This is a genomic window from Cellulosimicrobium sp. G4 BAM 1002, from assembly GCF_057126935.1.
Map to the genome: position 1 here is coordinate 1,307,661 of NZ_CP182109.1, position 24,106 is coordinate 1,331,766.

A 24,106-nucleotide genomic window follows, 5' to 3' on the forward strand; every position below is an offset into this window, starting at 1 on the left:
CGCCGGGGTGGACCCTCTCGCCCGGCTCCTCGCCGAGCCGCCCGACCTGCCGGTGGGCCGCCACCTGGCCGAGGTGGTCGGCGCCGTGCGCGCGGCCGGCGCCGTCGTCGTGCAGGCGCCGCCCGGCACCGGCAAGACCACGCTCGTCCCGCCGGCCGTGGCCGACGCCCTGGGCGGTCGCGTCGTCGTGACCCAGCCGCGACGGCTCGCGGCGCGGGCGGCAGCACGGCGGCTCGCGTCCCTGCTCGGCGAGGAGCTCGGGGGCACGGTCGGCTACACGGTGCGGGGCGAGTCGCGGACCTCGCGTCGCACGCGGGTCGAGGTCGTCACGACCGGCACGCTCGTGCGCAGGCTCCAGCGTGACCCCGAGCTGCCGGGCGTGGCGGGCGTCGTCCTCGACGAGGTCCACGAGCGCCACCTGGAGGACGACCTCGCGCTCGCGCTGCTCGCCGACGTGCGCGAGAACCTGCGTGACGACCTCGCGCTCGTCGCGATGTCCGCGACGGTCGAGGCGGAACGCACCGCGGCGGCGCTCGGCGGAGACACGGCGGGCGGCGGGAGGCCGGTTCCCGTGGTGCAGGTCGACGGGGGGCTGCACCCGGTCGACGTCGTCTGGTGCCCCGGGCGCGGCCCCCGCACCGACGCCCGGGGCACGTCGCACGCGCTGCTCGACCACGTCGTCGCGACCGTGCGCCGGGCGCTGGTCGAGCGCGTGGGCGACGTCCTCGTGTTCGTCCCCGGGGCCCGCGAGGTGGACGCGGTCTCGAGAGGGCTGGCGGGACTGGCGGACGTCGACGTGCGGCCGCTCCACGGCCGTCTGCCCCCGCGCGAGCAGGACCGTGCGCTCGAGGCCGGCCCACGGCGCCGGGTGGTGGTCTCGACGGCGGTCGCCGAGTCGTCGCTCACGGTGCCGGGCGTGCGCGTCGTCGTCGACGCCGGGCTGGCGCGCGAGCCGCGCACCGACGTGCGGCGGGGTCTGCCAGGCCTCGTGACCGTGGCGGTCAGCCGCGCGGGTGCCGAGCAGCGCGCCGGGCGTGCGGGCCGCGAGGGACCGGGTGCGGTCTACAGGTGCTGGTCGGAGGGCGACCACGCGCGCCTCGCGCGGCACGCGGAGCCCGAGATCCGCACCGCGGACCTCACGGGGTTCGCCCTCGAGCTCGCGTGCTGGGGGAGCCCCGACGGCGCCGGGCTCGCGCTCCTGGACCCGCCGCCCTCGGCAGCCTTCGCCGCGGCGCGCGAGGTCCTGCACGGTCTCGGAGCCGTCGGACCCGACGGGGTGACGCCGCTCGGCCGCCGCATCGCGGCAGTGCCCGCCGACCCGCGTCGCGCCCGCGCGCTGCTCGACGCCGTCCCCGAGGTCGGCGCGCGGCGCGCGGCGGAGGTCGTCGCGCTCCTGTCGGAGGACGTGCGTGTACCGGGCGCCGACCTGCCGGCGGCGCTGCGCGCGCTGCGCCGTGGGGGCCCGGGCGCCGGTCCCTGGGCCGCGCAGCGGGACCGGCTCGAGCGCGTCGCGCGCGCCGCCGGGACGGACGGGCCCGACGGGGGCGAGGAGTCCGACGTCGGGAGTCGGGTCACGCGCGCGACCGCGCCGGACCGCCCGGGCGACGACGCCGCCGTCGGGCACGTCGTCGCGCTCGCCCACCCGGACCGGCTGGCTCGCCTGCGGCCCGGCGGCGAGACCTACCTCCTGGTCTCGGGGGCGGGCGCGCGGCTCCCACCGGGTTCCCCGCTGCAGGGCGCGCCGTGGCTCGCGGTCGCGGACGTGGACCGTGCGGCGGGCCGCGCCGACGCCGTGGTGCGGTCCGCGGCGCCCGTCGACGAGGGGACCGCGCTGGCAGCCGCGGCGGCCGAGCTGCGGACGACCGGCGTCGCCGAGTGGTCCGGCGGACGCGTACGTGCGGCCCGGGTCACCTCCCTCGGGGCGATCGAGCTCGCTCGCGACCCGTGGCGGGACCCGCCTGCTGACCTGGCCCTCGCGACGGTGCGCGACGGGCTGCGCCGGGACGGTCTCGGGAGCCTCGCGTGGTCCGACGGCGCCGTCCGGCTGCGGGACCGACTGCGGTTCCTGCACCACGCGCTGGGCGACCCGTGGCCCGACGTCGGTGACGACGCCCTCCTGGACGGTCTCGACGCCTGGCTGGGGCCCGACCTGGCCGCCGTCGCGCGGGGCAAGGGTGTGGACCTCGCCGGCGCGCTGCGCCGGCTCCTGCCGTGGCCCGAGGCGGCTCGGCTCGAGGAGCTCGCGCCCGAGCGGCTCGAGGTCCCGAGCGGGTCCCGCGTGGCGGTGAGCTACGCGGACGACCAGCCGGTGCTCGCGGTCCGTCTCCAGGAGACGTTCGGCTGGGCGAGCACACCGCGCCTCGCGGGCGGGCGCGTCCCCGTGCTGCTGCACCTGCTCTCCCCGGCGGGCCGACCGGCGGCGGTCACGGCGGACCTCGCCTCGTTCTGGGTGCAGGGCTACCCGCAGGTGCGCGCGGAGCTGCGCGGCCGCTACCCCAAGCACGCGTGGCCGCAGGACCCGGGCGCGGCCGAACCGTTGCGCGGGACGCCGCGCCCACGCCGTCGCGAGGGCTGAGCGAGAGCGACCATCGGGTCGCGGACGGCCGCGGTGGGCGAGGCGCCTGGTCCTCCCGACGTACTGCGCGGCGGAGCGATGTCCCTCGTCGGGATGACGACGCGACACGTGCGCGCAGACCAGACTCGTGCGCGGGCGCCGTCCGGTCGGACGGGAACCCTCAGGGTGAAACCGGGGGATTCCCTGATGGTCCTCGGCTCCGTGCTCCGTAGGCTTGACCGTGGCGCGGGACGCCCGACCTGCCGCCGCCGCCAGCCTGGCCTCCCCGCCAGCCGACGAACGAGGAACCCTTGACCGAGGCCGTCTCGACCTTCCTGGAGAATCTGGAGACCTGGATTCTCGCCCTCGCCGCGTCCGGCTGGATCTACCCGGCGCTCTACGCGTTCGCGACGATCGACGGCTTCTTCCCGCCGATCCCGAGCGAGTCCGTCGTCATCACGCTCGCCGTGTCCGCGCACGCCACCGGGGAGCCGAACCTTCTGCTCGTGCTGCTCATCGCTGCGGCCGGGGCGTGGACCGGGGACCAGATCGCGTTCTCGATCGGCCGCGCGATCGGCACGGACCGCGTGCGGATCCTGCGTACGCCGCGCGGCCGCAGGGCCGTCGCGTGGGCGGAGCGCGCGCTGGCGCACCGAGGCGCGTCGTTCATCCTCGCCGCGCGGTACATCCCCATCGGTCGGGTGGCGGTCAACATGACGGCGGGCGCCGTCGGGTACCCGCGCCGCCGGTTCATGGCGTTCTCCGGCATCGCGGCCGTGACCTGGGCGCTGTACTCGGTGCTCATCGGGCTCGTCGCGGCGCAGTGGCTGGGGCACGAGCCCCTGCTCGCCATGGTGTTCGGAGTCGTCCTCGGCATCGCCGCGGGGTTCGTCATCGACCGGGTCCTCATGGTCCGGGCCCGCCGCCGCGGCGAGCTGCCCGCCGACGCCACCCCGTCCACGGACGCGCTGTCGCCCGCACCCACCGGCGAGCCGGTCGTGCCCGACGGCGACCGGTCGCACGGGGTGACGGTGCCCGACGAGGCAGCGCCGCCGTCGGACACGACGACGACCCCTCCCGGGACCGGCGCCTCGGCGCCCTGAGCCGCCCGCGCCGCCTGCCGGACGGCGTCAGAGCTTGCGCAGACGCACCCGCTGGACCGAGTGGTCCGAGCCCTTGGTGAGCACGAGCGTCGCCCGACCGCGGGTGGGCAGGATGTTCTGCTCGAGGTTCGGGGCGTTGATCGAGTCCCAGATGGACCGCGCACGCTCGACCGCCTGCTCGTCCGTGAGGTCCGCGTACCGCCGGAAGTAGGACTCGGGCCGCGCGAACGCGGTACGGCGCAGCGCGAGGAAGCGGTCGACGTACCACTGGCGGATGTTGCGCGTGCGCGCGTCGACGAAGATCGAGAAGTCGAAGAAGTCCGAGACGGCGACCGTGGACTCGTCGTGCGCGCTCGGCCGCGCCGGCTGCAGCACGTTGAGCCCTTCGACGACGAGGACGTCGGGCTTGCGCACGACCGCCTCGGCACCGGGGACGATGTCGTAGGTGAGGTGGTCGTACACCGGGGCGCGCACCTCGGCGTGCCCGGCCTTGACCTTGGACAGGAACCGGATGAGGGCGCGCCGGTCGTACGACTCGGGGAACCCCTTGCGCTCCATGAGGCCGCGATGCGCGAGCTCGGCGTTCGGGTAGAGGAACCCGTCGGTGGTGATGAGCTCGACGCGCGGCGTCTCCGGCCAGCGCGCGAGCATCTCCCGCAGGACGCGTGCCGTCGTCGACTTCCCGACCGCGACGGAGCCGGCGACGCCGATGACGTACGGCGTGTTGCCCGTGTCCTCGCGCAGGAACGTCGAGGTGGCCTCGTGCAGGCCCGACGTCGCGGTGACGTAGAGGTTGAGCAGGCGCGAGAGGGGGCGGTAGACGGCGTCCACCTCGGCAAGGTCGATCGGGTCGCCGAGCCCGCGCAGCCGGGTGACGTCGTCCCCGGTCAGGGGCAGCGGCGTCGACTCCGACAGCCGGCTCCAGGCCGCCCGGTCGAGGTCGACGTAGGGCGACGCCGACGGCGCCGCCAGCCGGGCGGGCAGGAGGTCGGACGGGTCGTGTGCGGGGGAGGACACTCGTCCGATTCTGCCGGATGTGCGCGACCTCTCGTGCACGACGCCGTCCGGTGCCCCGGTCCGCGCCCGTACGCACCCTCGATGGGTGCGTCCGAGGGCGTCCCTCAGGCCGCGCGCGGTCGGCGCCGTCCGCGCGGTCCGCGCGGTCCGCGTGGCCCGCGTGGCACGGGCGGGGCGCCGGGGCCCGGGAGGGCGACGCCCGGCAGGCGCTCCATGAGCGCCCGGGCGTCGACCGGGGCGTGGGCGTGCGTGTCGTTGTCGAGGTACACCTCGACGTCGTGTCCGTCGGCGTGCCACGCACGGACCCGCTCGGCCCACTCGTCGAGGACGTGCGGGCGGTAGGCGCTCGTGTAGAGGGCTTCGTCCCCGTGGAGCCGCACGTAGACGAGCCGGTTCGTCACCTCCTCCATGAGCGGCCACTGACCGGCGCCGTCCGAGATCGCGAACGCGACGCCGTGGTCGCGCAGCAGGTCCAGCGCCGCGGGATCGGCGAAGGACGGATGACGCGGCTCGAGGACGTGGACGAGCGGCCGGTCGGCCTCGGTGGTCGTCCACGGCTCGGCTCGCAGACGGTCGTCGTGCTCGCCGGCCAGCCGCGCGGCGTCGGCCGTCGACCGGGGGAGCAGCTCGAGGAAGCCGCGCACCGTCGGCGCGTCGAACGTCGTGCGCGCGGGCAGCTGCCACAGGACGGGCCCGAGCCGGTCGCCCAGCGCGAGGACCCCGCTCGCGAAGAAGTTGGCGAGCGGCGTGCGCACGTCACGCAGGCGCTTCATGTGCGTGACGAACCGCGGGCCCTTCACCGCGAACGTGAACCCGGTCGGCGTCTGCTCGCGCCAGGCGACGAACGAGGACGGTCGCTGCAGCGAGTAGAACGAGCCGTTGAGCTCGACCGCGGGGAACTGGGAGGCGACGTGCTCGAGCTCGCGACGCTGCGGCAGGCCGGCCGGGTAGAACGGACCGCGCCAGTCGGCGTAGCGCCACCCGGAGAGGCCGATGCGGACGGTGGGCATAGACCGAGACGTGGACTCGGCGACGGACGCGGACACGAACTCAGCCTCACCGCCGTGCGGCTCGCACGCGCGACGACGAGTTAGTCAGCAGGCCTCACGAAAAACCGCGAGATCTCGCCGCTCCGGAACGGTCGGCACCCACGGATAGACTCGACGACCATGTGCGGAATCGTGGGCTACGTGGGCCCTGGAACCATGGTGGGAGAGGCCTCGGGGCGACCCCTCGACGTCGCCCTCGAAGGACTCGGCCGGCTCGAGTACCGCGGCTACGACTCGGCCGGTGTCGCGCTCGTCGCGCCCGGGGTCGACGCCGTCGCGTTCGCGAAGAAGTCGGGCAAGCTCGCGAACCTCGTCGAGGAGATCGGCCTCCACCCGCTGCCTGCGGCGACGGCGTCGATCGGGCACACGCGCTGGGCGACGCACGGCGGCCCCACCGACACCAACGCCCACCCGCACCTCGCGGACGACGACCGGCTCGCGGTGATCCACAACGGGATCGTCGAGAACTTCGCGAGCCTCAAGGCGGAGCTCGTCGCCGAGGGCGTGCGGTTCCTGTCCGAGACCGACACCGAGGTGGCGGCGCAGCTCCTCGCGCGCGCCTACCGCGAGACGAAGGACCTCACGCTCGCCATGGGGCAGGTCGCGCGCCGGCTCGAGGGCACGTTCACGCTCCTCGCCGTGCACGCCGACTCGCCCGACACCGTCGTGGGCGCGCGGCACGACTCGCCGCTCGTCGTCGGGCTCGGCGAGGGCGAGAACTTCCTGGGCTCCGACGTCGCGGCGTTCATCTCCCACACCAAGGAGGCGCTCGAGCTCGGCCAGGACCAGATCGTCACGATCACACCGACGTCGGTCGAGGTGACCGACTTCGACGGCAAGCCGGCCGAGGCCAAGCGGTACACGGTCGACTGGGACGCTGCGGCGGCCGAGAAGGGCGGCTTCGCGTCCTTCATGGACAAGGAGATCCACGACCAGCCGCACGCCGTCGGCGACACGCTGCTGGGGCGGACCGACCCGTCGGGCAAGCTCGTGCTCGACGACCTGCGCATCGACGAGGCCGTGCTGCGCGCGGTCGACAAGATCATCGTCGTCGCGTGCGGGACGGCCGCGTACTCCGGGCACGTCGCGAAGTACGCGATCGAGCACTGGTGCCGCATCCCCGTCGAGGTCGAGCTCGCGCACGAGTTCCGCTACCGCGACCCGATCGTGGACGAGAAGACGCTCGTCGTCGCCGTCACGCAGTCGGGCGAGACGATGGACACGCTCATGGCCGTGCGCCACGCGCGCGAGCAGGGCGCAAAGGTCATCTCCATCGTCAACACGCACGGGTCGACCATCCCGCGCGAGTCCGACGCCGTGCTCTACACGCACGCCGGGCCGGAGATCGCGGTCGCGTCCACCAAGGCGTTCCTCTCGCAGATCACGGCGGCGTACCTGCTCGGGCTCTACCTGGCGCAGCTGCGCGGCAACAAGTTCCCCGACGAGATCTCCGCGATCCTCGACGACCTGCGCGACATGCCGCGCAAGATCCAGACGGTCATCGAGCGTGGCGAGTACGTGCGGGCGACCGCACGCTCCATGAAGGACGCGTCGTCCGTGCTGTTCCTGGGCAGGCACGTCGGGTTCCCCGTCGCGCTCGAGGGTGCGCTCAAGCTCAAGGAGCTCGCCTACATCCACGCCGAGGGCTTCGCGGCCGGCGAGCTCAAGCACGGGCCGATCGCCCTCATCGACGAGGGCCAGCCGGTCTTCGTCGTCGTGCCGTCGCCGAAGGGCCGCGAGGGCCTGCACTCGAAGGTCATCTCGAACATCCAGGAGATCCGGGCCCGTGGAGCGAGGACGCTCGTCATCGCCGAGGACGGGGACGACGCGGTGCGGCCGTACGCGGACGAGATCTTCTGGATCCCGGAGTCGCCCACGCTGCTGTCGCCGCTGCTGGCCGTCGTGCCGCTGCAGATCTTCGCGATGGCGCTCGCGACCGCGAAGGGCCTCGACGTCGACCAGCCGCGCAACCTCGCGAAGTCGGTCACGGTCGAGTAGTCCCCTCGGTACGCGGCCGTAGGGTGGGCGCATGATCATCGGCGTGGGGATCGACGTCGTGGACGTCGCGCGGTTCATGGAGACGATCGAGCGCACGCCCCGGCTCCGGGAGAAGCTCTTCACGGAGGTCGAGCGCGACCTGCCGCCGTCCTCGCTCGCCGCGCGGTTCGCCGCGAAGGAGGCGATCGCCAAGGCGCTCGGGGCCCCCGGCGGGATGCGGTGGCACGACGCCACGGTGCACCGGGTCGTCGGCGGACCGCCGGAGGTCGAGATCGTCGGCACCGTCGCGGCGCGGGCGGACGCGCTCGGGATCACCCGGTGGCACCTCAGCATCTCTCACGACGCCGGCATCGCCTCGGCCATGGTCGTCGCCGAGGGCTGATGACAGGCGCGCGCTGCGGGCATGAAAAGGGCCTGGTTCTCGAGCGAGAACCAGGCCCTCTTCAAACCCACGACGACTTGGTCAGCCCTGGAGGGCGGGGATCACCTCGCGCCGGAAGAGCTCGAGCTGGTCGCGGTCGGTCGCGGCGAACGGGAAGTAGCCGATCGCGTAGCCGAGGCCCTGCTCGCGCAGCCCGGTCAGCGTCTCGACGATCTGTTCCGGGGTGCCCACCAGGGGGCCGCTGCGCCACGACGCGACGTTGTCGGCCGCCTTCTCCGGGAAGTACCGGCGCGCGTGCTCCTCGATCCGCGCGAGCCGGTCCGCGACGTCGCGCTCCGTCTCGCCGATGACGACGTTGTAGTTGGCCGACCGCGTGATCTCGCCGAAGTCCCGGCCGAGGTCGCGGCAGTGCTCCTCGAGCACCGCCGACTTGTGCGCGAACCCCTCCGGCGAGCCGTCGAAGTTCGTGTACTGCGCGTGCTGCGCGGCGATGCGGAGCGTCTTCTTCTCCCCACCGCCCGCGATCCACAGCGGGATGCTCGGCACGGCGCCCTCGTCGTCGACCGCGATGCGCTGGAGCGGCTGCGGGTAGCACAGCGCGCCGTCCACCTGGTACCGCTCGCCCTCGAACGTGCCCGACGACCCGGTGCGCCACATGCGCGCCATGATCTGGACCCCCTCGTCGAGCGCGCGCAGGCGCTCGCCTGCGCTCGGGAAGCCGTACCCGTACGCGCGCCACTCGTGCTCGTACCACCCGGCGCCGATGCCCATCTCCAGACGTCCGCCCGAGACGTGGTCGATCGTCGCCGCGACCTTCGCCAGGTACGTCGGCTCCCGGTACGCCATGCACGTGCACATCTGGCCCAGCCGCACGCGCTGCGACGCCGCGGCGAACGCCGCCATGAGCGTCCACGCCTCGTGCGTCGCCTCGGTGCTCGGGGTCGGGGTGGTGTGGAAGTGGTCGTAGACCCACACGCCGTCCCACGCGAACCCGCCGCCCTGCGACGCGTCGCCCGCCGTCGCGGCGTCGGCGTGCTGCACGAGGGAGAGCATCGTCGGCCAGTGGTCCTCGGGCGCGACGTCGACGAGGTCGTAGCGCCAGCCCTGGGGGATGAAGAGTCCGAATCGCATGGCCGCACCCTATGTCGCCTCGGTGTGTCCGCCACCTCGGTATCCCTGGGTATCGCCAGGTGGTCGCCCTGGGTGGTGGGTGGGGCGGGTGCGCCAGACCCACCACGATCCGGCGCACCCGCCCCACCCACCGTCGTCGGCTCGCCTTCTCGACCGGGCCGGCAGGTGGACCGAGGTCACGCGACCGTGTCGCGCCCGTGCTCGTCGGCGAGCGAGCGGGCGGACGCTGCCGCGGGTCGGCAGGATGGGGGCATGATCGAAGCCTGGTCCGTGGCCGACGTGCGTGCTGCCGAGGAGCCGTTGCTCGCGGCGGGGGAGCCGCTCATGGAGCGGGCGTCGTTCGCGCTCGCGACGATCGTGGCGCGCGACCTCGCCCGGTTGCGGTCGGTGGCCCTGCCCGACGGCGGTCGCCGGGACGGGCGGGTCGTGGGGGCCCGGGCGGTGCTGCTCGTGGGGTCGGGCAACAACGGCGGGGACACGCTCCACGCGGGCGCGTACCTCGCGCGCCGGGGCGTCGACGTGCTCGCCGTGCTCGCGGGGGAGCACGCGCACCCCGGTGGCCTCGCCGCGCTGCAGGCGGCCGGCGGAGCCGTCGAGGTGCTCGTCGGCAGCCCCGACGACGCGTCGCGTCCGGACCGGCCGCACGAGCACCTCGACCCGCACGTCGCCGACCGGGTCGCCGCCCAGGCGGTGCGGGCCGACGTCGTGCTCGACGGGCTCCTCGGCATCGGCGCCCGAGGCGCGCTGCGCGGCGTCGCGGCGGACCTGGTGCGGCGCCTGGACCTCGCGTTCGACGCGCGTCGCGAGGGCCGCGGCCGGCCGTGGGTCGTCGCGGTCGACGCGCCGAGCGGCATCGGAGTCGACGACGGGACCGTCCCCGGCCCCGTCCTGCGCGCCGACCGGACGGTGACGTTCGGCGCGGCCAAGCCCGGCCTCCTGCTCCCGCCCGCGACGCACCTCGCGGGCCACGGCGCGGTCGTCGACATCGGCCTGCGGCTCGGCGGGGCCTCGGGCGCCGGCAGGTCGGGTGCGGGCGACCCGCGGAGCGACGGCGAGGGGACACCCGTCGTGCGGCGGCTCGAGCCGGCTGACGTGGCAGCGCGGTGGTCGGTGCCCGGAGCGACCGACCACAAGTACACGCGCGGAGTCGTCGGGGTCGTCGCGGGCACGCCCGCGTTCCCGGGGGCTGCCGTCCTCGTCGCGAGCGCGGCCGTCCGGACCGGTGCCGGGATGGTGCGCTACCGCGGGCCCGACGACGTCACGCGCGCGGTCCTCGAGGCCCGCCCCGAGGTGGTCCCCGCCGCGGGCCGGGTGCAGGCCTGGGTCCTGGGCCCCGGCGTGCCGGCCGTGCCCGGACCGGACGACGACCCCGTCGACGACGGCGGTCAGCACGAGCGCGTCCGGTACGCGCTCGCGGCCGCGACGGGCGAGCTGTCCGCGGACGTCGTGGGGGAGCGCGTGCCGGCGGTGGTCGACGCCGGGGCGCTGTCGCTCCTGCCGGACCGGTGCCCGCCGTCGGTCGTCCTGACGCCGCACGCGGGCGAGCTCGCGACGCTCCTGCGTGCGCGCGGCGACGACGTGACGCGCGCCGAGGTCGAGGCCGAGCCGCTGCGCTGGGCGCGGCGCGCCCACGCCGCGACCGGGGCGACGGTGCTGCTCAAAGGATCCGCGACCGTCGTCGTCGGGCCGGAGGGCGCGTGGTCGCAGGCGGACGCGCCCGGGTGGCTCGCGACCGCGGGAGCCGGGGACGTGCTCGCGGGGGTCCTCGGCACCGTCCTCGCGGCGCAGGCCGAGCGGGCCGTGCGCGAGCCGGGGCTCGCCGCGGAGCTCGCGGCGACGGCCGCCGTCGTGCACGGCCTCGCGGCCGAGCGCGCGAACCCCGGGGGACCGGTCGCTGCGCTCGACGTCGCGGGCGCGGTACCCGCCGTCGTCGCGGAGCTGCTCGCCGCGCGCTGACCGCCCGACGTGCCGGCACGAGGTGGCGCCCGAAGGTCATGGGGTGCTGACGAGGTCCTGGACGGGCGCCGGTACCGTGGAGGGCGTGGTCCCCCTCCCCGTGCGCGACGGCCTCAACCCGACGCGCCTCGTGCTGCCGCACGACGCCGAGAGCGTCGCGCGGTTCCCGCGCACGCTCGACTACGTGCTGCACCGCTTCCCCCATGACGCCGGCCGCCTGGCCGAGAAGGTCGCCGCCGGCGAGGTGGTCGACGGGCGCGGCCGGCCGGTGGACGCGCGCACCCCGTACGAGCCGCGCGGGTTCGTGTTCCTCTACCGCGACCCGCCCGTCGAGCCCGAGGTCCCGTTCGAGGTCCGCGTGCTGCACCGCGACCGTGACCTCCTCGTCGTGGACAAGCCGCACTTCCTCGCGACGATCCCGCGCGGGGCGTACGTCGCGCGGTCCGTGCTCGTCCGGCTGCGCCGCGACCTCGACCTCCCGGAGCTCAGCCCGGCCCACCGCCTCGACCGCGTGACCGCCGGCGTCCTGCTCCTCACGCTGCGACCGCAGGTGCGCGGCGCGTACCAGGAGCTGTTCGCGCGCCGCGAGGTCCGCAAGACCTACGAGGCCGTCGCGCCGTACGACCCCTCGCTCGACCTGCCGACCACCGTCCGCAGCCGGATCCTCAAGCGGCGCGGGATCATGCGCGCGGAGGAGGTCGACGGCGAGCCCAACGCGGAGAGCCGGGTCGACGTCGTCGAGACCGATGCCGCACGCGGCCTCGCGCGCTACCGCCTCGAGCCGCACAGCGGCAAGACGCACCAGCTCCGGCTGCACATGGCTCGCCTCGGCGTACCGATCGTCAACGACAACTTCTACCCCGAGCCCTACGACGTCGCGCACGACGACTACTCCCGGCCGCTCCAGCTCGTCTCCCGGTCGCTCGTCTTCGACGACCCGGTCACGGGCCGCGAGCGCCGGTTCGAGACCGACCGGGTGCTCGACGCGTGGTGAGAGAATCGTCGACCGTGAGCGACACCCAGCGCACGACCTCCTCCGGCGCCTACCCGGCGCGCGCAGTCGTCGACCTGGCGGCGATCCGGGACAACGTCCGCGCGCTGGCCGTGCACGCGCCCTCGGCTGAGGTCATGGCCGTGGTCAAGGCCGACGCGTACGGTCACGGCCTCCTCCCGAGCGCGCTCGCGGCGCTCGCGGGCGGCGCGACGTGGCTCGGCACCGCTCAGCCGAGCGAGGCGCTCGCGTTGCGTGCCGCGGGGGTCGGGCCCGACCGCGCCCGGGTCCTCACGTGGCTCTACCCGCCAGGTGCCCCGCTGCGCGAGCTCGTCGAGGCCGACGTCGACGTCTCGGTCGCCGCGGGCTGGGCGCTCGACGAGGTCGTCGCCGCGGCCCGAGAGGCCGGGCGCGTCGCCCGCGTCCACGTCAAGGTGGACACGGGTCTCGGGCGCAACGGGATCGTCCCGGCGGACCTGCCCGACGTCCTGCGCGCGGCGGCCCGCGCGCAGGCTGACGGCGTGCTGCGCGTCGTCGGCGTGTGGTCCCACCTCGCGTTCGCCGACGAGCCCGGCCACCCGAGCGTCGTCGCGCAGGCGGAGGCGCTCGACGACGCCGTGCGCCTCGCCGAGCGTGCCGGGCTCGCGCCCGAGGTGCGTCACCTCGCGAACTCCCCGGCGACGCTCACCGCGCCGCGCACCCACTACGACCTCGTGCGCCCGGGGCTCGCGGTCTACGGCATGACGCCCGTGCCGCAGCTCGGTCCGCCGTCGCGGTTCGGCCTGCGTCCCGCGATGACGCTCGAGGCGCGGCTCGCGTCGGTCAAGCGGGTCCCGGGCGGGCACGGGGTGTCGTACTCCCACCACTACACGACACCGGGCGACACGACGCTCGGCGTCGTCCCCCTCGGGTACGGCGACGGTATCCCGCGCCACGCGTCGGGTGGCGGTCCTGCGCAGGCCCCCGGCGGACCCGTGCTCGTGGGCGCGCGCCCGGGCGAGCCCGGCGGGCGGGTGCTGCGCGTGGCCGGCCGGGTGTGCATGGACCAGGTCGTGCTCGACCTGGGCCCGGGCGCGGCCGAGCGCGCGGGCGACGTCGTCACGCTCTTCGGGGCGGGCGAGGGCGTCGAGCACGACGGCGTCCCCACCGCCGAGGACTGGGCGCAGGCCGCCGGGACCATCAGCTACGAGATCACCACGCGCCTCGGCGCGCGCGTGCCGCGCGAGCACGTGGGGACGCACGTGCTCGACGACGGCGCGCGGGCGCTCCTGGCGGACGACCTGGGCGAGCACCAGCGCACGGAAAGGACGGCCCGCGGATGAGCGGCGACCCGAACCCCTCGACACCCTCGACCACCTCGGCGGACGAGAAGAGCGCCATCACCGGTGCGACCGGCGTCGTCGTGCTCCCCGACGCCGACGCGACGCGCGCGTTCGGCCGTGCGCTCGCAGGCCTGCTGCGCGCGGGCGACCTCGTCATCCTCACGGGCGACCTCGGCGCCGGGAAGACGACGCTCACCCAGGGCATCGGCGCCGGGCTCGGCGTGCGCGGGCAGGTCGCGTCGCCCACGTTCATCGTCGCGCGCGAGCACCCGTCGCTCGTCGGCGGCCCCGCGCTCGTGCACGTGGACGCCTACCGGCTCGGCTCGCTCGACGAGGTCGACGCGCTCGACCTCGACTCGAGCCTGGAGGACTCCGTGACGGTCGTCGAGTGGGGCTCCGGCCTCGTCGAGGCGCTCGCGGGCGACCGCCTGGAGATCGTGCTCGAGCGCCCGCGCGGCGCCGGCGAGGGCCCGCACGAGGACGACGACGCCCCCGAGGCGGGCGAGCGGCGCGTCACGGTGCGGGGGCTCGGCGCCCGCTGGGCGGACCTCGACGTCGCCGCGCTCGCGCGCTGAGACGCCGCCCTCGCCGCCGTACGCTGGTGCCGTGGCTGTTCTCGCGCTCGACACCTCCGCCTCCGTCACCGTCGCCGTCGTCTCCGACGACGGCGCTCGTCTCGCCCGCCGCGACGCGCCCGAGCGTCGCCGGCACGCCGAGGCGCTCGCCCCGCTCGTCGAGGAGGCGCTCGCCGAGGCCGGCGTCGACCGCCGCGACCTCACGGCCGTCGCGGTCGGGACCGGCCCGGCGCCGTTCACCGGCCTGCGCGTCGGCCTGGTCACGGCGCGGGCGATCGGGTTCGCGCTCGGCATCCCCGTGCTCGGCGTCCCGAGCCTCGACGCGATCGCGGCGCAGGCCGTGAGCGACCTCGGGCTCGAGCCCGACGACGAGCTGCTCGTCGCGTCCGACGCCCGCCGCCGCGAGGTGTACTGGGCGCGCTACCGCGTCGTCGCGCACGAGGGTCCGCACGCCGTGCCCGTCCTCGAGACCGTCGCGGGGCCCGACGTCGGCCCGGCCGCCTCGGTCGCGGAGCACGCGACGGGCGCGGTGGTCGTGGGGGAGGGCGCCGAGCTCTACCCCGACGCCTTCGACGCCGCCGACGACGCCCCGCTCGTCCCCGACGCCTCCGTCCTGGCGCGGCTCGCGATCGCGCGACAGGCCGCGGGGGTCGCGCAGCCGACCGAGCCGCTGTACCTGCGGCGTCCCGACGTGCACGAGTCCGCCGCGCGCAAGCGCGTCAGCGACAGCGGGCCGGCCACGGCTCCCGAGCCGGAGCGGGCGCGATGAGCGGGCGGCGCTACGAGATCCGCCTGCGGCCGCTCAAGGCCGCGGACCTCGACCGCGTCGTCGAGCTCGAGCGCGAGCTGTTCGGGCGCAGCGCCTGGACGTACGGGATGCTCGCCGACGAGCTTGCCGGGTACGGGCGCTGGTACGTCGCCGCCGAGCCCGTGCGGCTCTACGCCGCCGGCCCGCAGCCCGTGGTGGGCTACGCGGGCCTGTGGTTCGACGGCGACGTCACGCAGATCATGACCATCGGCGTCGACCCGGCGTTCCAGCACCAGGGCGTCGGCTCCACGCTGCTCGAGGCGCTGGTGGCCCGCTCGCGCGAGCTCGGCGCGAGCGCGGTGCTGCTCGAGGTGCGCGTCGACAACGACCGCGCGCTGTCCCTCTACGCGAAGCACGGGTTCGAGCAGCTCGGCATCCGCAAGCGCTACTACCAGCCCGAGGACGTGGACGCCTACACGATGCGCCTCGAGCTCGGGCCCGTCGAGGACGAGGTGCCCGCCGACACGACGGCCGAGCAGGACGTCGCGGACGACGCGCCCGGGTACGGCACCGCGCCCGAACCCGGTGTCGTCGCGTGACCGGCTACTCCGAGGTCACGCACCAGGAGCGCGGGCGCGACGACCGGCGCCCGTCCCCCGAGGACGCTCGGCGCGACGGCGTGATCGTCGACCCGCGGGGGCTCGCGGACGCGCTCGCCGGCGAGCGCCCGCCCGTCGTGCTCGATGTGCGGTGGGCGCTCGGCGTCACCGACGGGCGCGATCAGCACCTCGCGGGGCACGTCCCCGGCGCGGTCTACGTCGACCTGGAGAGCGAGCTCGCGGCGCCGCCGTCTCCCGCGGCCGGGCGCCACCCGCTGCCCCACCCCGTCGACCTCCAGGCCGCAGCCCGCCGCTGGGGCGTGCGCGGCGACCGGGGTGTCGTCGTCTACGACGCCGTCGGCGGCACGTCCGCGGCGCGGGCCTGGTGGCTGCTGCGCTGGGCGGGCCACGACGACGTCCGGATCCTCGACGGCGGGCTGCCCGCCTGGCGGGCCGCGGGGTACACGGTCGAGGAGGGCGAGGTGCGGCCCGAGCCGGGCGACCTCGTCGTCGCGCCGGGCGGGATGCCGGTCCTGGACGCCGACGGCGCTGCGCGCCTCGCGACGACGGGCGTGCTCCTCGACGCGCGTGCCGCCGAGCGCTACCGCGGGGAGGTCGAGCCGGTCGACCCGCGGGCGGGCCACGTCCCGGGCGCGGTGAGCGCCCCGACGACGGGCAACCTCGCCCCGGACGGGACGTTTCTCGACGCCGCGGCGCTGCGCGCCCGGTTCGTCGGGCTGGGCGTCGCGGACCCTGACGGGCGACCCGCCGTGGGCGTGTACTGCGGGTCGGGCGTGACGGCCGCGCACGAGGTCGCGGCGCTCGCGACGCTCGGCATCGACGCCGCGCTCTACGCGGGCTCGTGGTCGCAGTGGTCCCACGACCGCGCGCGACCCGTCGCGACGTGACGGAGGCGGCGCCCCCGTCGGGGCGCCGCCTCGGGGCGACGTGCTGGCTCAGACGGTCGTGATGGCCTGCTCGGGGGCGAGGCGCGGCGCGCGCGGGTAGGGCGTGCCCTCGCCGTCGGCGACACCGACGTTGATGACGAGCATGGACTTCCAGCCGTTCTCGGCGAAGAACTCCGCGTCGACGCCGGCGCGGTCCATGCCGTTCATCGGGCCGGCGGCGAGGCCCGCGGCGCGCAGCCCGACGACGAGGTAGCCCGCCTGGATGTACGCGTTGTCGCGCGCCATGCCGTCACGGACGTCGGGTGCGCCGTGGAGGTTCTCGCGCATGCCGGGCACGTGCGGGAAGAGCGTGTCGAGGTGCTCGTGGAACGCGGGGTCGTACGCGACGACGAGCGACAGCGGCGCGGTCGCGACGCGCTCCTTGTTGCCGTCGTTCATGTGCGCGACGAGGCGCTCGCGGGCCTCGGGCGTGCGCACGGCGAGGATGCGCAGCGGGACCGTGTTCATGGCCGTCGGGCCCCACTTGACGAGGTCGTAGACCGCGGCGAGCTGCTCGTCGGTCACCTCGGCGTCGGTGAACTGCGCCGTGGTGCGCGCCTCGCGGAAGAGGCGGTCGGCCGTGGTGTCGTCGATCTGGAGGCTCGCGGACGCGAGGGTGTCGGTGCTCATGCCTCGGTCAACGGTTGAATGCTCAATCGTCTTCCGCGCAGACGGTGTGACGTGCGCGACAGCGCACGCGCCGACCTCGCGCGCGACTACCCTGGACGCCATGGTTCCCCCTGTGTCAGTGAGCTGTCAGTGAGTCCCGGCCAGCCCCTGGTGCTCGGCATCGAGACGTCCTGCGACGAGACCGGCGTCGCGCTGGTCCGTGGCCGCGAGCTCCTCGTCGACACGGTCGCGAGCTCGATGGACGAGCACGCCCGCTTCGGCGGCATCATCCCCGAGGTCGCGTCGCGCGCCCACCTCGAGGCGATGATCCCCACGCTCGAGCGCTCCCTCGGCACGGCCGACGTCGACCTGTCCGAGATCGACGCGATCGCGGTGACCGCCGGGCCGGGCCTCGTCGGCCCTCTGACGATCGGCGCCTCCGCGGCGAAGGCCCTCGCGCTCGCGCTCGGCAAGCCGCTCTACGGCGTCAACCACGTCATCGGCCACGCGGCCGTGGACGAGCTCGTGCACGGTGCGTTCCCCGACCGGGTCATGGCGCTCGTCGTCTCCGGCGGGCACAGCTCGCTCCTGCTCGTCGACGACGTCGCGACGTCGGTCACCGAGCTCGGCTCGACGCTCGACGACGCCGCGGGCGAGGCGTTCGACAAGGTCGGGCGCCTGCTCGGGCTGCCGTACCCCGGCGGCCCGCACATCGACCGCCTCGCGCGCGAGGGCGACCCGACCGCGATCCGCTTCCCCCGCGGGCTCACAGCCCGCAAGGACCAGGAGAAGCACGCGTACGACTTCTCGTTCTCGGGTCTCAAGACGGCCGTCGCGCGGTGGGTCGAGGCGCGCCAGGACGCGGGGGAGGAGATCCCGGTGCACGACGTCGCGGCCTCCTTCGCGGAGTCCGTCGCCGACGTCCTCACGGCCAAGACCATCGCGGCGTGCCAGCGGCACGGCGTGTCGACGCTCGTCGTCGGCGGCGGGTTCAGCGCCAACTCCCAGCTGCGCGACATGGCGGCGAAGCGCTGCGCCGAGGCGGGCATCGAGCTGCGCATCCCGCCGATCCGCTACTGCACCGACAACGGCGCGATGATCGCGGCGCTCGGGTCCGCCGTCGTCCGGGCGGGGGTCGCCCCGTCGAGCCTCGACATCGGCGTCGACTCGTCCATGCCGCTGACCGTGACCCACGTGTGAGCGCCTACCCCGAGCCGGGTCTCACGCCTGAGGAGGCGCTGCGCCGCGCCCATGCCTGGGGGCAGGCCGCGGCGTCGTCGACCGGTGCGTACCGGGCCGAGGCGGAGCGCGCGGCCGCGTACTGGTACGCGCAGCACCGCGAGCTCGTCGCGCGGCAGACGGCGGCGCTGCGCCCCGTCCCGGTCCCGCAGCCCGTGCCCGCTCCCGTCCCGCAGTACGGCACGGCACCGGTGCAGGCACCCGTGCTGACCGCGCCGGCGTACGGCACCCCTGGTGCGAACGCGCCGACGTACGGGGCGGCGACGGTCGGGTGGGGACCGCCTCGCCGACGCCGCAGGCGGCGGGGTAGCGGCGTGATGCTCGGCGTCGTGCTGGTCGTCGCCGTCGCGGCGTACCTCGTCAACGACGTGCGCGACGCGTCCGACGAGGGCACCGTGCTGCCGACCGAGCAGGACGGCGCCGTCCCGCCACCCACCGTGTGGGAGGACCCGAGCCCTGACGCGGGGACGTCGACGAGCGGGATGGAGGCGCGCTGGCGCTCGGGCGAGTACGCCGAGCCGGTCCCGGAACCCGTGCCGGGCGCGACGCAGACGACGCCGTTCCTGCCCGATCATTCCGACCCGACCGACTGGGTCGTCGCCCTCAACCCCGCGAACGAGGGGGTCCGCGTCGTGTTCACGGACGACCCGACGCTCAACTGCGGCATGGTGCACGTCGAGGAGCACGGCTCGTACGACGACGGGTACGCGGGCTGCTTCCACCCCTCCTACCCGCAGGTGCTGTTCGTGTGGTGGGCGGACGAGGCCGATCCGGCGGCGAAGCAGGTCCTGCTCGCCCACGAGCTGTCGCACATGATCCAGTGGTGGCACGAGTTCGACCTCATGCAGTCGGCGGTCGACTCGGGCCTCGCCGAGGACGAGGAGTGGACGCACGCCCTCGAGACCGACGCGACGTGCCGCGTCCTGTCATGGGGCGGGTACTCCGCCGAGGCGGCGGACCGGACGTCGTCGCCGTGCGACATCGACGACTGGTCGGAGACCTGGCTCGCCGACCGCGCGGCCGAGCTCGGCGTCGTCGTGCGCGACTACTGAGCCCGCCTCACAGGGGACGGCCCGCGCGCATCTCCGCGACGAGCGAGCGGACGACGGCGTCGAGCTCGCCCCCGTTGCGGCGCGCCACGGCCCGCTGCCGCTGGTAGGACGCGCCGCGTCGCAGGATCGTGCGCACGCCGTCGAGCTCGTCGACGCACCCGAGGCGCGCGGCGACCGGCTCGAGCTCGACGAGCAGCCGTCCGACGGCGTCCGTCACCAGCTCCTCGTTGCCCTCGCGGTCGAGGATGACGATGGCGTCCATGCCGTAGCGCGCCGAGCGCCACTTGTTCTCCTGCGCGTACCAGGGCGGGATCGTGGGCAGCTCGCGCCCTTCGTCGAGCATCGAGGAGAAGTGCTCCACGAGGCAGTGCGTGAGCGCCGCGAGCGCGAGGAGCTCGGAGATGTTCGTGACGCCGTCGCAGATGCGGGTCTCGAGCGTCCCGAACCGCGGGGCCGGCCGCAGGTCCCAGCGGATCTCGTCGAACGCGTCGATGACGCCGGTGTGCAGCATGTCGGCGACGTAGCCCTCGAGCTCGTCCCACGTCGCGAACTGGAACGGCAGCCCGGCGGTCGGCAGCTGCTGGAACATCAGCGCGCGGTTCGACGCGTACCCGGTGTCCTTGCCGCCCCAGAACGGGGAGCTCGCCGAGAGCGACTGCAGGTGCGCGAAGGTCGTGAGCATCGCGCGCTGGATCGGCAGCACCTTGTCGCGGTCCTCGATGCCGACGTGCACGTGCACGCCGTAGATGAGCATCTGCCGGCCCCACCACTGGGTGCGGTCGATGAGCGTGTTGTACCGCTGCTTGTCGGTGACCTTCTGCTGCGCCCAGCGCGCGAACGGGTGCGTGCCCGCGGACATGAGCTCGACGCGCAGCGGGTCCGTCACGGCGCGGATCTCCTCGATCGAGCGCTCGAGGTCGCGCCCCGCCTCCCCGACCGTGCGGCACACGCCGCTGACGACCTCCACCGTGTTGAGCAGCAGCTCCTGCTTGATGGACGGGTGCGAGTCGGTGCCCGGCGGCCGCACGGCGTCGAGCACGGTCTGGGCGACCTGGCGCAGGTCGCCCGAGTCGGCGTCGACGAGAGCGAGCTCCCACTCGAGGCCCACGCTCGAGCGCTCCGAGCGGGCGAACGGGATCGCCGTGCGGCGCGCTCCCGTGCTCACCGAGGGCCTTCCGCGGGCCCCGTCGTGGCAGGGGTCTCGAGCGGCTCGACGACGAGCACCTGCTGGGACCCGCCCACGCGCGTCAGCACGATCGTCGCCGTCGCGTCGCCGGTCAGCGCGAGCTGGCGGCGCAGCTGCTCGGGCGTCACCGCGGTGCCGCGCTTCTTGATCGTCAGGCGCCCGACGCCGCGCTCGCGCAGGTACGCCTTCAGCCGCTTGAGGCCGAACGGCATCGTGTCGAGCACGCGGTAGCCCCGCGCCAGGCCCTCGGCCAGCCCCGACTCGTCGAGGCGGGCCGGGGAGTCCGTCGTCACGTAGGCGATCGTGCGGTCGAGGAGGCGCCCGCCGAGCTCGCGCGCGGCGTGGGCGACCAGTCCGGCGCGGATCACCGCGCCGTCGGGCTCGTAGAGGTACTGCCCGACGCCGCCCACGTCGGGCACGACGTCGTCGTCGCCCGGGCGGTGGGCCAGGCGGCGCGTCGCCGTGCGGGTGTCTCCCGTGCCGTCCGTCGCCGCGCGCGTGGTGAGGACGAGCGCGGAGCGACCGGGGCCGTCGGGGGCGAGCGGGCCGAACCACAGGCCGGCCTCGACGACGTCGCCGTCGACCGACACCCACTCGGTCTCGGCGTCGACGGGCAGGCCGTCGTGCGAGATCCCGGGCCCGACCTTGATGCCGACCGCCGGCACGCGTTCGCGCAGCGCCCAGACCGCGTCGAGCGGCGGTGCGTAGGCCTTCGGGTCGAACACGCGCGAGCCGGAGCGGGTGCGCCGCGCCGGGTCGGCGTAGACGCCGTCGATCCGCTCGCCCTCGAGGTCGAGCGCCAGGCCGTCCCCGTGGCGCACCTCGGCCTCGGGGAAGTGGCGCAGGTTCACGGTCGCGACCGCCGCGGTGAGCTCGTCGACGTCGGTCGCGAGCACCTCGAGCTCGGACGCCGCGAACGCGAGCGCGTCGACCCCGATCCCGCTCGTGAGGTCCGCGACCCGGTGCACGCCCGCGTCGCGGTACCGCTGGGCGTGCAGGCCCGCGACGACGAGCCGCGTCGCCTGCTCGAGGCCCGCCTGGGTGAAGAGCATGCCGTCGGCGAACGCGCCGAGCTTGCCGCGCGCCGCCGCGCGCAGTCGCGACTGGGTCAGCGCCGCGGCTGCGAGGTCGGGGTCGACGCCCTTGGCGCGCAGTCCCGCGGAGAGCACGAGCGCCTGCTGCTCGTCGTACGGCGGGAGCGCGCTGAGCAGCGCCCAGCCCTCGGGGCTGAGCAGCTTCGACAGCGTGGCGGCGTCCATGGCGTCGATCCTTCCACGGACCTGCGGCGTGGTGCGCAGCCAGCGGTCACGGCGTCCGCCGGGGGAGAGTTGGCACTCGCCTTGACCGAGTGCTAACGGCGACCTAGATTTGAGGCGTGCCGCCACCGCTCACGGGCGAGGGCGGCACCACGAGCGATCATGCCGTCCGGCACCCGCGACGACGGCCGGCAGGGAGCGCTCGACCCATCCGTTGCAGTTCTCATAGCGAAAGGGGAGGTCCGACGTGTCGGTCCCCATCAAGCCGCTCGAGGACCGGATCGTCGTGAAGGCCCTCGAGGCCGAGACCACGACCGCATCCGGCCTGGTCATCCCGGACACCGCCAAGGAGAAGCCCCAGGAGGGCGAGGTCCTGGCAGTCGGTCCGGGCCGTGTCGACGACAACGGCAACCGCGTCCCGCTCGACGTGAGCGTCGGCGACAAGGTCATCTACAGCAAGTACGGCGGCACCGAGGTCAAGTACGGCGGCGAGGACTACCTAGTCCTGTCCGCGCGCGACATCCTCGCCGTGGTGGTCGGCTGACGCCGACCGTTCTGCACAGCAGGGCCCCGCGACCTTCGGGTCGCGGGGCCCTGCTGCGTCCGTGGACGGTCGCCCCACCGCCTACGGGTCGTGCGCACGTGCGCCCGGTGCGTCGTCGGACCGGTGCCGTGCCCGTCGGTCTCGGGCGCCGCGGGGCGGGCGTCAGCCCGTGCGGCGCGCGCCACCGGCGAGGATGGCGGCGCGCTCGTCCTCGCTCAGCCCGCCCCACACGCCGTACGGCTCACGCACGCGCAGCGACTGCTCGCGGCACTGCATCATCACGGGGCACGAGTGGCAGATCGCCTTCGCCGCTTCTGCGCGACGTCGGCGGGTCGACCCTCGCTCGCCCTCGGGGTGGAAGAACAGCGTGTCGTCGGCGTCGCGACACGAACCCTGGTACTGCCACTCCCAGAGTTCCATGACGGGTCCGGGAAGCCTCGAGATCTCTGCCATGGCGAACAACCTACAAGCGTTGCAGGAGTTGTTCAAGCCCCTGTGCTGAAACCGTGAACGGGCAGGTCGCCGCACTCGGTGCGACGGACCGCTTCACCGATCGAGGCGCGCCTCGGTCAGGGCTGACGCGATCCAGGCGCGGTGGCGCGTTTGGGTGAGAGGTGAACAAACGTCGCACAAGCCTGGCGCGAAGGGTGCACGACTGTGACCTGGGCGAGGTGGCGGGAGGAGGGTCCGCTCGGCAGAATCGATGCATGACCCCCGTCCGGTCCGCCCCTGACCCCGAGGGAGCCCGACCGAGCATGTCGACCAGCCCTGGCCTCGCCGTCGCCGCCGTCGCGCGCCGGCTCGGCGTCGCGCCCGCGACGCTGCGCACCTGGGACCGCCGCTACGGGCTCGGTCCGTCGCAGCACCGCGCCGGCTCCCACCGCCGCTACACCGACGACGACGTCGCACGCCTGGTCGTCATGCGTCGCCTGACCCTCGACGGCGTCGCGCCCGCCGACGCGGCCCGGGCAGCGCTCGCCGCCGGGGCGGACGAGCTCGACGCCCATCGGGGCGGGGTTGCGCTCGACGAGCTCGACGTCGACGCGAGAGCGACGGACGCCGACGACGAGGCGCCGGCCGAGGACGTCGCGGCGACCGTGCCCGACGCGCCGTCCCGCCCGTTCCTGCGCGCCGTCCCCGGAGGGGAGGCGCGCCGGCCGGGCGTGCCGCGCTCCGTCGGGGTGCGCGAGGTGCCGCGCCCCACGCGCGTGTCCGACGTCGTCGACGCGGCGATCGCCTACGACCAGCGCACGTGCGACCGCCTCCTGCGGATCCCCGCGACCGCCGACCCGGCGGCGTGGTGGTCGGACCTCGTGGAGCCCGCGCTCGGGCGGCTCGCGGAGCGGACCGTGCTGGCCGGGCCGGGCGAGGTCCCCGAGATCGTGCTCGCGAACGCGACGCTCGGCGCCCTGCGCGAGTACACGCAGGCCAGCGAGGACGCGATCGTTGCCGCGGGAGGGCCGCCCCGGAACCACCCGAGCCGGATGCGCCGGATCGTGCTCGTCTTCGCCGCCCCCGACGAGCCCCTGCCGCTCGCGGCGCACGCCCTGGCCGCGTCGCTCGCGTCGCACGGGGCGATGGCACGCATCGTCACCGGCCCCGCCAACGTCCACCGCACCCTCGAGCTCGTGACGATGGTCCGCCCGTCAGCCGTCGCGATGGTCACCACGCAGGCGCGGCCCGACCTCGGGATCGTCCACGCGACGCACGAGGCGAACCCGGACCTGCCCGTGTTCGTCGGCCTGCCCAGCGACGAGGCGGTCGGCGACCTGCCGCTCGCCGCGACCGTCCACCGGGTGCGCAGCTTCCCGGGGCTCCTCCACGAGCTGCTCGCCGTCGTCCGCTGAG

22 protein-coding genes are annotated in these 24,106 nt (G+C 75.1%); 15 read left to right on the top strand and 7 right to left on the bottom strand.

What is annotated here, in order from left to right; translation table 11 throughout:
* The first annotated feature begins 7 nt into the window (after positions 1-7).
* Positions 8-2,575, top strand: a complete 2,568-nt coding sequence (hrpB, locus tag ACMXGY_RS05955; protein WP_483775941.1) for an ATP-dependent helicase HrpB — start codon at positions 8-10, stop codon at positions 2,573-2,575.
* A gap of 290 nt (positions 2,576-2,865) precedes the next feature.
* Positions 2,866-3,657 carry a DedA family protein gene (locus ACMXGY_RS05960; RefSeq protein ID WP_483775942.1) on the top strand — a complete coding sequence of 264 codons (792 nt, stop codon included), beginning with the start codon at positions 2,866-2,868 and terminating at the stop codon, positions 3,655-3,657.
* A gap of 27 nt (positions 3,658-3,684) precedes the next feature.
* On the opposite strand, the gene coaA is transcribed toward ACMXGY_RS05960, so the two are convergent.
* Together coaA and ACMXGY_RS05970 are read right to left on the bottom strand one after the other, a co-directional pair.
* Positions 3,685-4,674, bottom strand: coding sequence for a type I pantothenate kinase (gene coaA / locus ACMXGY_RS05965; protein ID WP_483775943.1), 990 nt, complete (start codon positions 4,672-4,674; stop codon positions 3,685-3,687).
* Positions 4,675-4,778: 104 nt separating this feature from the next.
* Positions 4,779-5,684: a DUF72 domain-containing protein gene (locus ACMXGY_RS05970; RefSeq protein ID WP_483775944.1), complete on the bottom strand. Its 906-nt coding sequence runs from the start codon at positions 5,682-5,684 to the stop codon at positions 4,779-4,781.
* Positions 5,685-5,843: 159 nt separating this feature from the next.
* On the opposite strand from ACMXGY_RS05970, the gene glmS reads away from it, so the two are divergent.
* Both glmS and ACMXGY_RS05980 read left to right on the top strand, forming a co-directional pair.
* A complete protein-coding gene (glmS, locus tag ACMXGY_RS05975; RefSeq protein ID WP_483775945.1) occupies positions 5,844-7,721 on the top strand; it encodes a glutamine--fructose-6-phosphate transaminase (isomerizing) in 1,878 nt (625 codons plus the stop codon).
* Positions 7,722-7,752: 31 nt separating this feature from the next.
* The gene (locus ACMXGY_RS05980) at positions 7,753-8,103 is read left to right on the top strand and encodes a holo-ACP synthase (RefSeq protein WP_483775946.1); all 351 of its coding nucleotides are present in this window, start codon (positions 7,753-7,755) and stop codon (positions 8,101-8,103) included.
* Positions 8,104-8,184: 81 nt separating this feature from the next.
* Here ACMXGY_RS05980 and ACMXGY_RS05985 read toward each other — a convergent pair whose 3' ends face one another.
* Complete coding sequence (locus ACMXGY_RS05985) at positions 8,185-9,234, bottom strand: LLM class F420-dependent oxidoreductase (protein ID WP_483775947.1); 1,050 nt, start codon at positions 9,232-9,234, stop codon at positions 8,185-8,187.
* A gap of 252 nt (positions 9,235-9,486) precedes the next feature.
* Between ACMXGY_RS05985 and ACMXGY_RS05990 the strand changes: the two genes are divergently transcribed.
* From ACMXGY_RS05990 to ACMXGY_RS06020, 7 genes are all read left to right on the top strand, one after another.
* The gene (locus ACMXGY_RS05990) at positions 9,487-11,190 is read left to right on the top strand and encodes an NAD(P)H-hydrate dehydratase (protein ID WP_483775948.1); all 1,704 of its coding nucleotides are present in this window, start codon (positions 9,487-9,489) and stop codon (positions 11,188-11,190) included.
* 85 nt (positions 11,191-11,275) lie between these two features.
* Positions 11,276-12,184: a pseudouridine synthase gene (locus ACMXGY_RS05995; protein ID WP_483775949.1), complete on the top strand. Its 909-nt coding sequence runs from the start codon at positions 11,276-11,278 to the stop codon at positions 12,182-12,184.
* Positions 12,185-12,198: 14 nt separating this feature from the next.
* Positions 12,199-13,503 (top strand): alanine racemase, encoded by a 1,305-nt coding sequence (alr, locus tag ACMXGY_RS06000; protein WP_483775950.1) that lies wholly within the window; start codon positions 12,199-12,201, stop codon positions 13,501-13,503.
* The gene (tsaE, locus tag ACMXGY_RS06005; RefSeq protein ID WP_483775951.1) at positions 13,500-14,078 is read left to right on the top strand and encodes a tRNA (adenosine(37)-N6)-threonylcarbamoyltransferase complex ATPase subunit type 1 TsaE; all 579 of its coding nucleotides are present in this window, start codon (positions 13,500-13,502) and stop codon (positions 14,076-14,078) included. Before alr ends, tsaE begins: the two co-directional genes overlap by 4 nt.
* Positions 14,079-14,109: 31 nt before the next feature.
* A complete protein-coding gene (gene tsaB, locus ACMXGY_RS06010; RefSeq protein WP_483775952.1) occupies positions 14,110-14,847 on the top strand; it encodes a tRNA (adenosine(37)-N6)-threonylcarbamoyltransferase complex dimerization subunit type 1 TsaB in 738 nt (245 codons plus the stop codon).
* Entirely contained in the window at positions 14,844-15,425 is a 582-nt protein-coding gene (gene rimI / locus ACMXGY_RS06015) for a ribosomal protein S18-alanine N-acetyltransferase (RefSeq protein ID WP_483775953.1), read from the top strand. Before tsaB ends, rimI begins: the two co-directional genes overlap by 4 nt.
* Positions 15,426-15,505: 80 nt before the next feature.
* Positions 15,506-16,333: a sulfurtransferase gene (locus tag ACMXGY_RS06020; protein WP_483776798.1), complete on the top strand. Its 828-nt coding sequence runs from the start codon at positions 15,506-15,508 to the stop codon at positions 16,331-16,333.
* A 48-nt stretch (positions 16,334-16,381) separates the two neighbouring features.
* Here ACMXGY_RS06020 and ACMXGY_RS06025 read toward each other — a convergent pair whose 3' ends face one another.
* Positions 16,382-17,002 (bottom strand): malonic semialdehyde reductase, encoded by a 621-nt coding sequence (locus ACMXGY_RS06025; protein ID WP_483775954.1) that lies wholly within the window; start codon positions 17,000-17,002, stop codon positions 16,382-16,384.
* Positions 17,003-17,131: 129 nt separating this feature from the next.
* Between ACMXGY_RS06025 and tsaD the strand changes: the two genes are divergently transcribed.
* On the top strand, positions 17,132-18,181 hold the full coding sequence (gene tsaD, locus ACMXGY_RS06030; RefSeq protein ID WP_483775955.1) for a tRNA (adenosine(37)-N6)-threonylcarbamoyltransferase complex transferase subunit TsaD: 1,050 nt from the start codon (positions 17,132-17,134) through the stop codon (positions 18,179-18,181).
* Positions 18,178-19,272, top strand: coding sequence for a hypothetical protein (locus ACMXGY_RS06035; RefSeq protein WP_483775956.1), 1,095 nt, complete (start codon positions 18,178-18,180; stop codon positions 19,270-19,272). The genes tsaD and ACMXGY_RS06035 overlap by 4 nt, the downstream gene beginning before the upstream one ends.
* Positions 19,273-19,279: 7 nt before the next feature.
* Here the strand turns inward: ACMXGY_RS06035 and ACMXGY_RS06040 are convergent, their stop codons facing one another.
* Together ACMXGY_RS06040 and ACMXGY_RS06045 are read right to left on the bottom strand one after the other, a co-directional pair.
* Positions 19,280-20,437 (bottom strand): glutamate--cysteine ligase, encoded by a 1,158-nt coding sequence (locus tag ACMXGY_RS06040; protein WP_483775957.1) that lies wholly within the window; start codon positions 20,435-20,437, stop codon positions 19,280-19,282.
* Positions 20,434-21,717, bottom strand: coding sequence for a THUMP-like domain-containing protein (locus tag ACMXGY_RS06045; protein WP_483775958.1), 1,284 nt, complete (start codon positions 21,715-21,717; stop codon positions 20,434-20,436). Before ACMXGY_RS06045 ends, ACMXGY_RS06040 begins: the two co-directional genes overlap by 4 nt.
* 244 nt (positions 21,718-21,961) lie before the next feature.
* Between ACMXGY_RS06045 and groES the strand changes: the two genes are divergently transcribed.
* Complete coding sequence (groES, locus tag ACMXGY_RS06050; protein WP_108048801.1) at positions 21,962-22,258, top strand: co-chaperone GroES; 297 nt, start codon at positions 21,962-21,964, stop codon at positions 22,256-22,258.
* A 162-nt stretch (positions 22,259-22,420) separates the two neighbouring features.
* Here groES and ACMXGY_RS06055 read toward each other — a convergent pair whose 3' ends face one another.
* Positions 22,421-22,711 carry a WhiB family transcriptional regulator gene (locus tag ACMXGY_RS06055; RefSeq protein WP_031316449.1) on the bottom strand — a complete coding sequence of 97 codons (291 nt, stop codon included), beginning with the start codon at positions 22,709-22,711 and terminating at the stop codon, positions 22,421-22,423.
* Positions 22,712-23,013: 302 nt separating this feature from the next.
* On the opposite strand from ACMXGY_RS06055, the gene ACMXGY_RS06060 reads away from it, so the two are divergent.
* The gene (locus ACMXGY_RS06060; protein WP_483775959.1) at positions 23,014-24,105 is read left to right on the top strand and encodes a MerR family transcriptional regulator; all 1,092 of its coding nucleotides are present in this window, start codon (positions 23,014-23,016) and stop codon (positions 24,103-24,105) included.
* The last annotated feature ends 1 nt before the right edge of the window (position 24,106 follow it).

Coding starts and splice junctions, on each gene's coding strand:
- ACMXGY_RS05970 (WP_483775944.1), bottom strand. CDS start 5,684: ATGCCCACCGTCCGCATCGGCCTCTCCGGGTGGCGCTACGCCGACTGG.
- glmS (WP_483775945.1), top strand. CDS start 5,844: ATGTGCGGAATCGTGGGCTACGTGGGCCCTGGAACCATGGTGGGAGAG.
- ACMXGY_RS05980 (WP_483775946.1), top strand. CDS start 7,753: ATGATCATCGGCGTGGGGATCGACGTCGTGGACGTCGCGCGGTTCATG.
- ACMXGY_RS05985 (WP_483775947.1), bottom strand. CDS start 9,234: ATGCGATTCGGACTCTTCATCCCCCAGGGCTGGCGCTACGACCTCGTC.
- ACMXGY_RS05990 (WP_483775948.1), top strand. CDS start 9,487: ATGATCGAAGCCTGGTCCGTGGCCGACGTGCGTGCTGCCGAGGAGCCG.
- tsaE (WP_483775951.1), top strand. CDS start 13,500: ATGAGCGGCGACCCGAACCCCTCGACACCCTCGACCACCTCGGCGGAC.
- rimI (WP_483775953.1), top strand. CDS start 14,844: ATGAGCGGGCGGCGCTACGAGATCCGCCTGCGGCCGCTCAAGGCCGCG.
- ACMXGY_RS06025 (WP_483775954.1), bottom strand. CDS start 17,002: ATGAGCACCGACACCCTCGCGTCCGCGAGCCTCCAGATCGACGACACC.
- ACMXGY_RS06045 (WP_483775958.1), bottom strand. CDS start 21,717: ATGGACGCCGCCACGCTGTCGAAGCTGCTCAGCCCCGAGGGCTGGGCG.
- ACMXGY_RS06055 (WP_031316449.1), bottom strand. CDS start 22,711: ATGGCAGAGATCTCGAGGCTTCCCGGACCCGTCATGGAACTCTGGGAG.
- ACMXGY_RS06060 (WP_483775959.1), top strand. CDS start 23,014: ATGTCGACCAGCCCTGGCCTCGCCGTCGCCGCCGTCGCGCGCCGGCTC.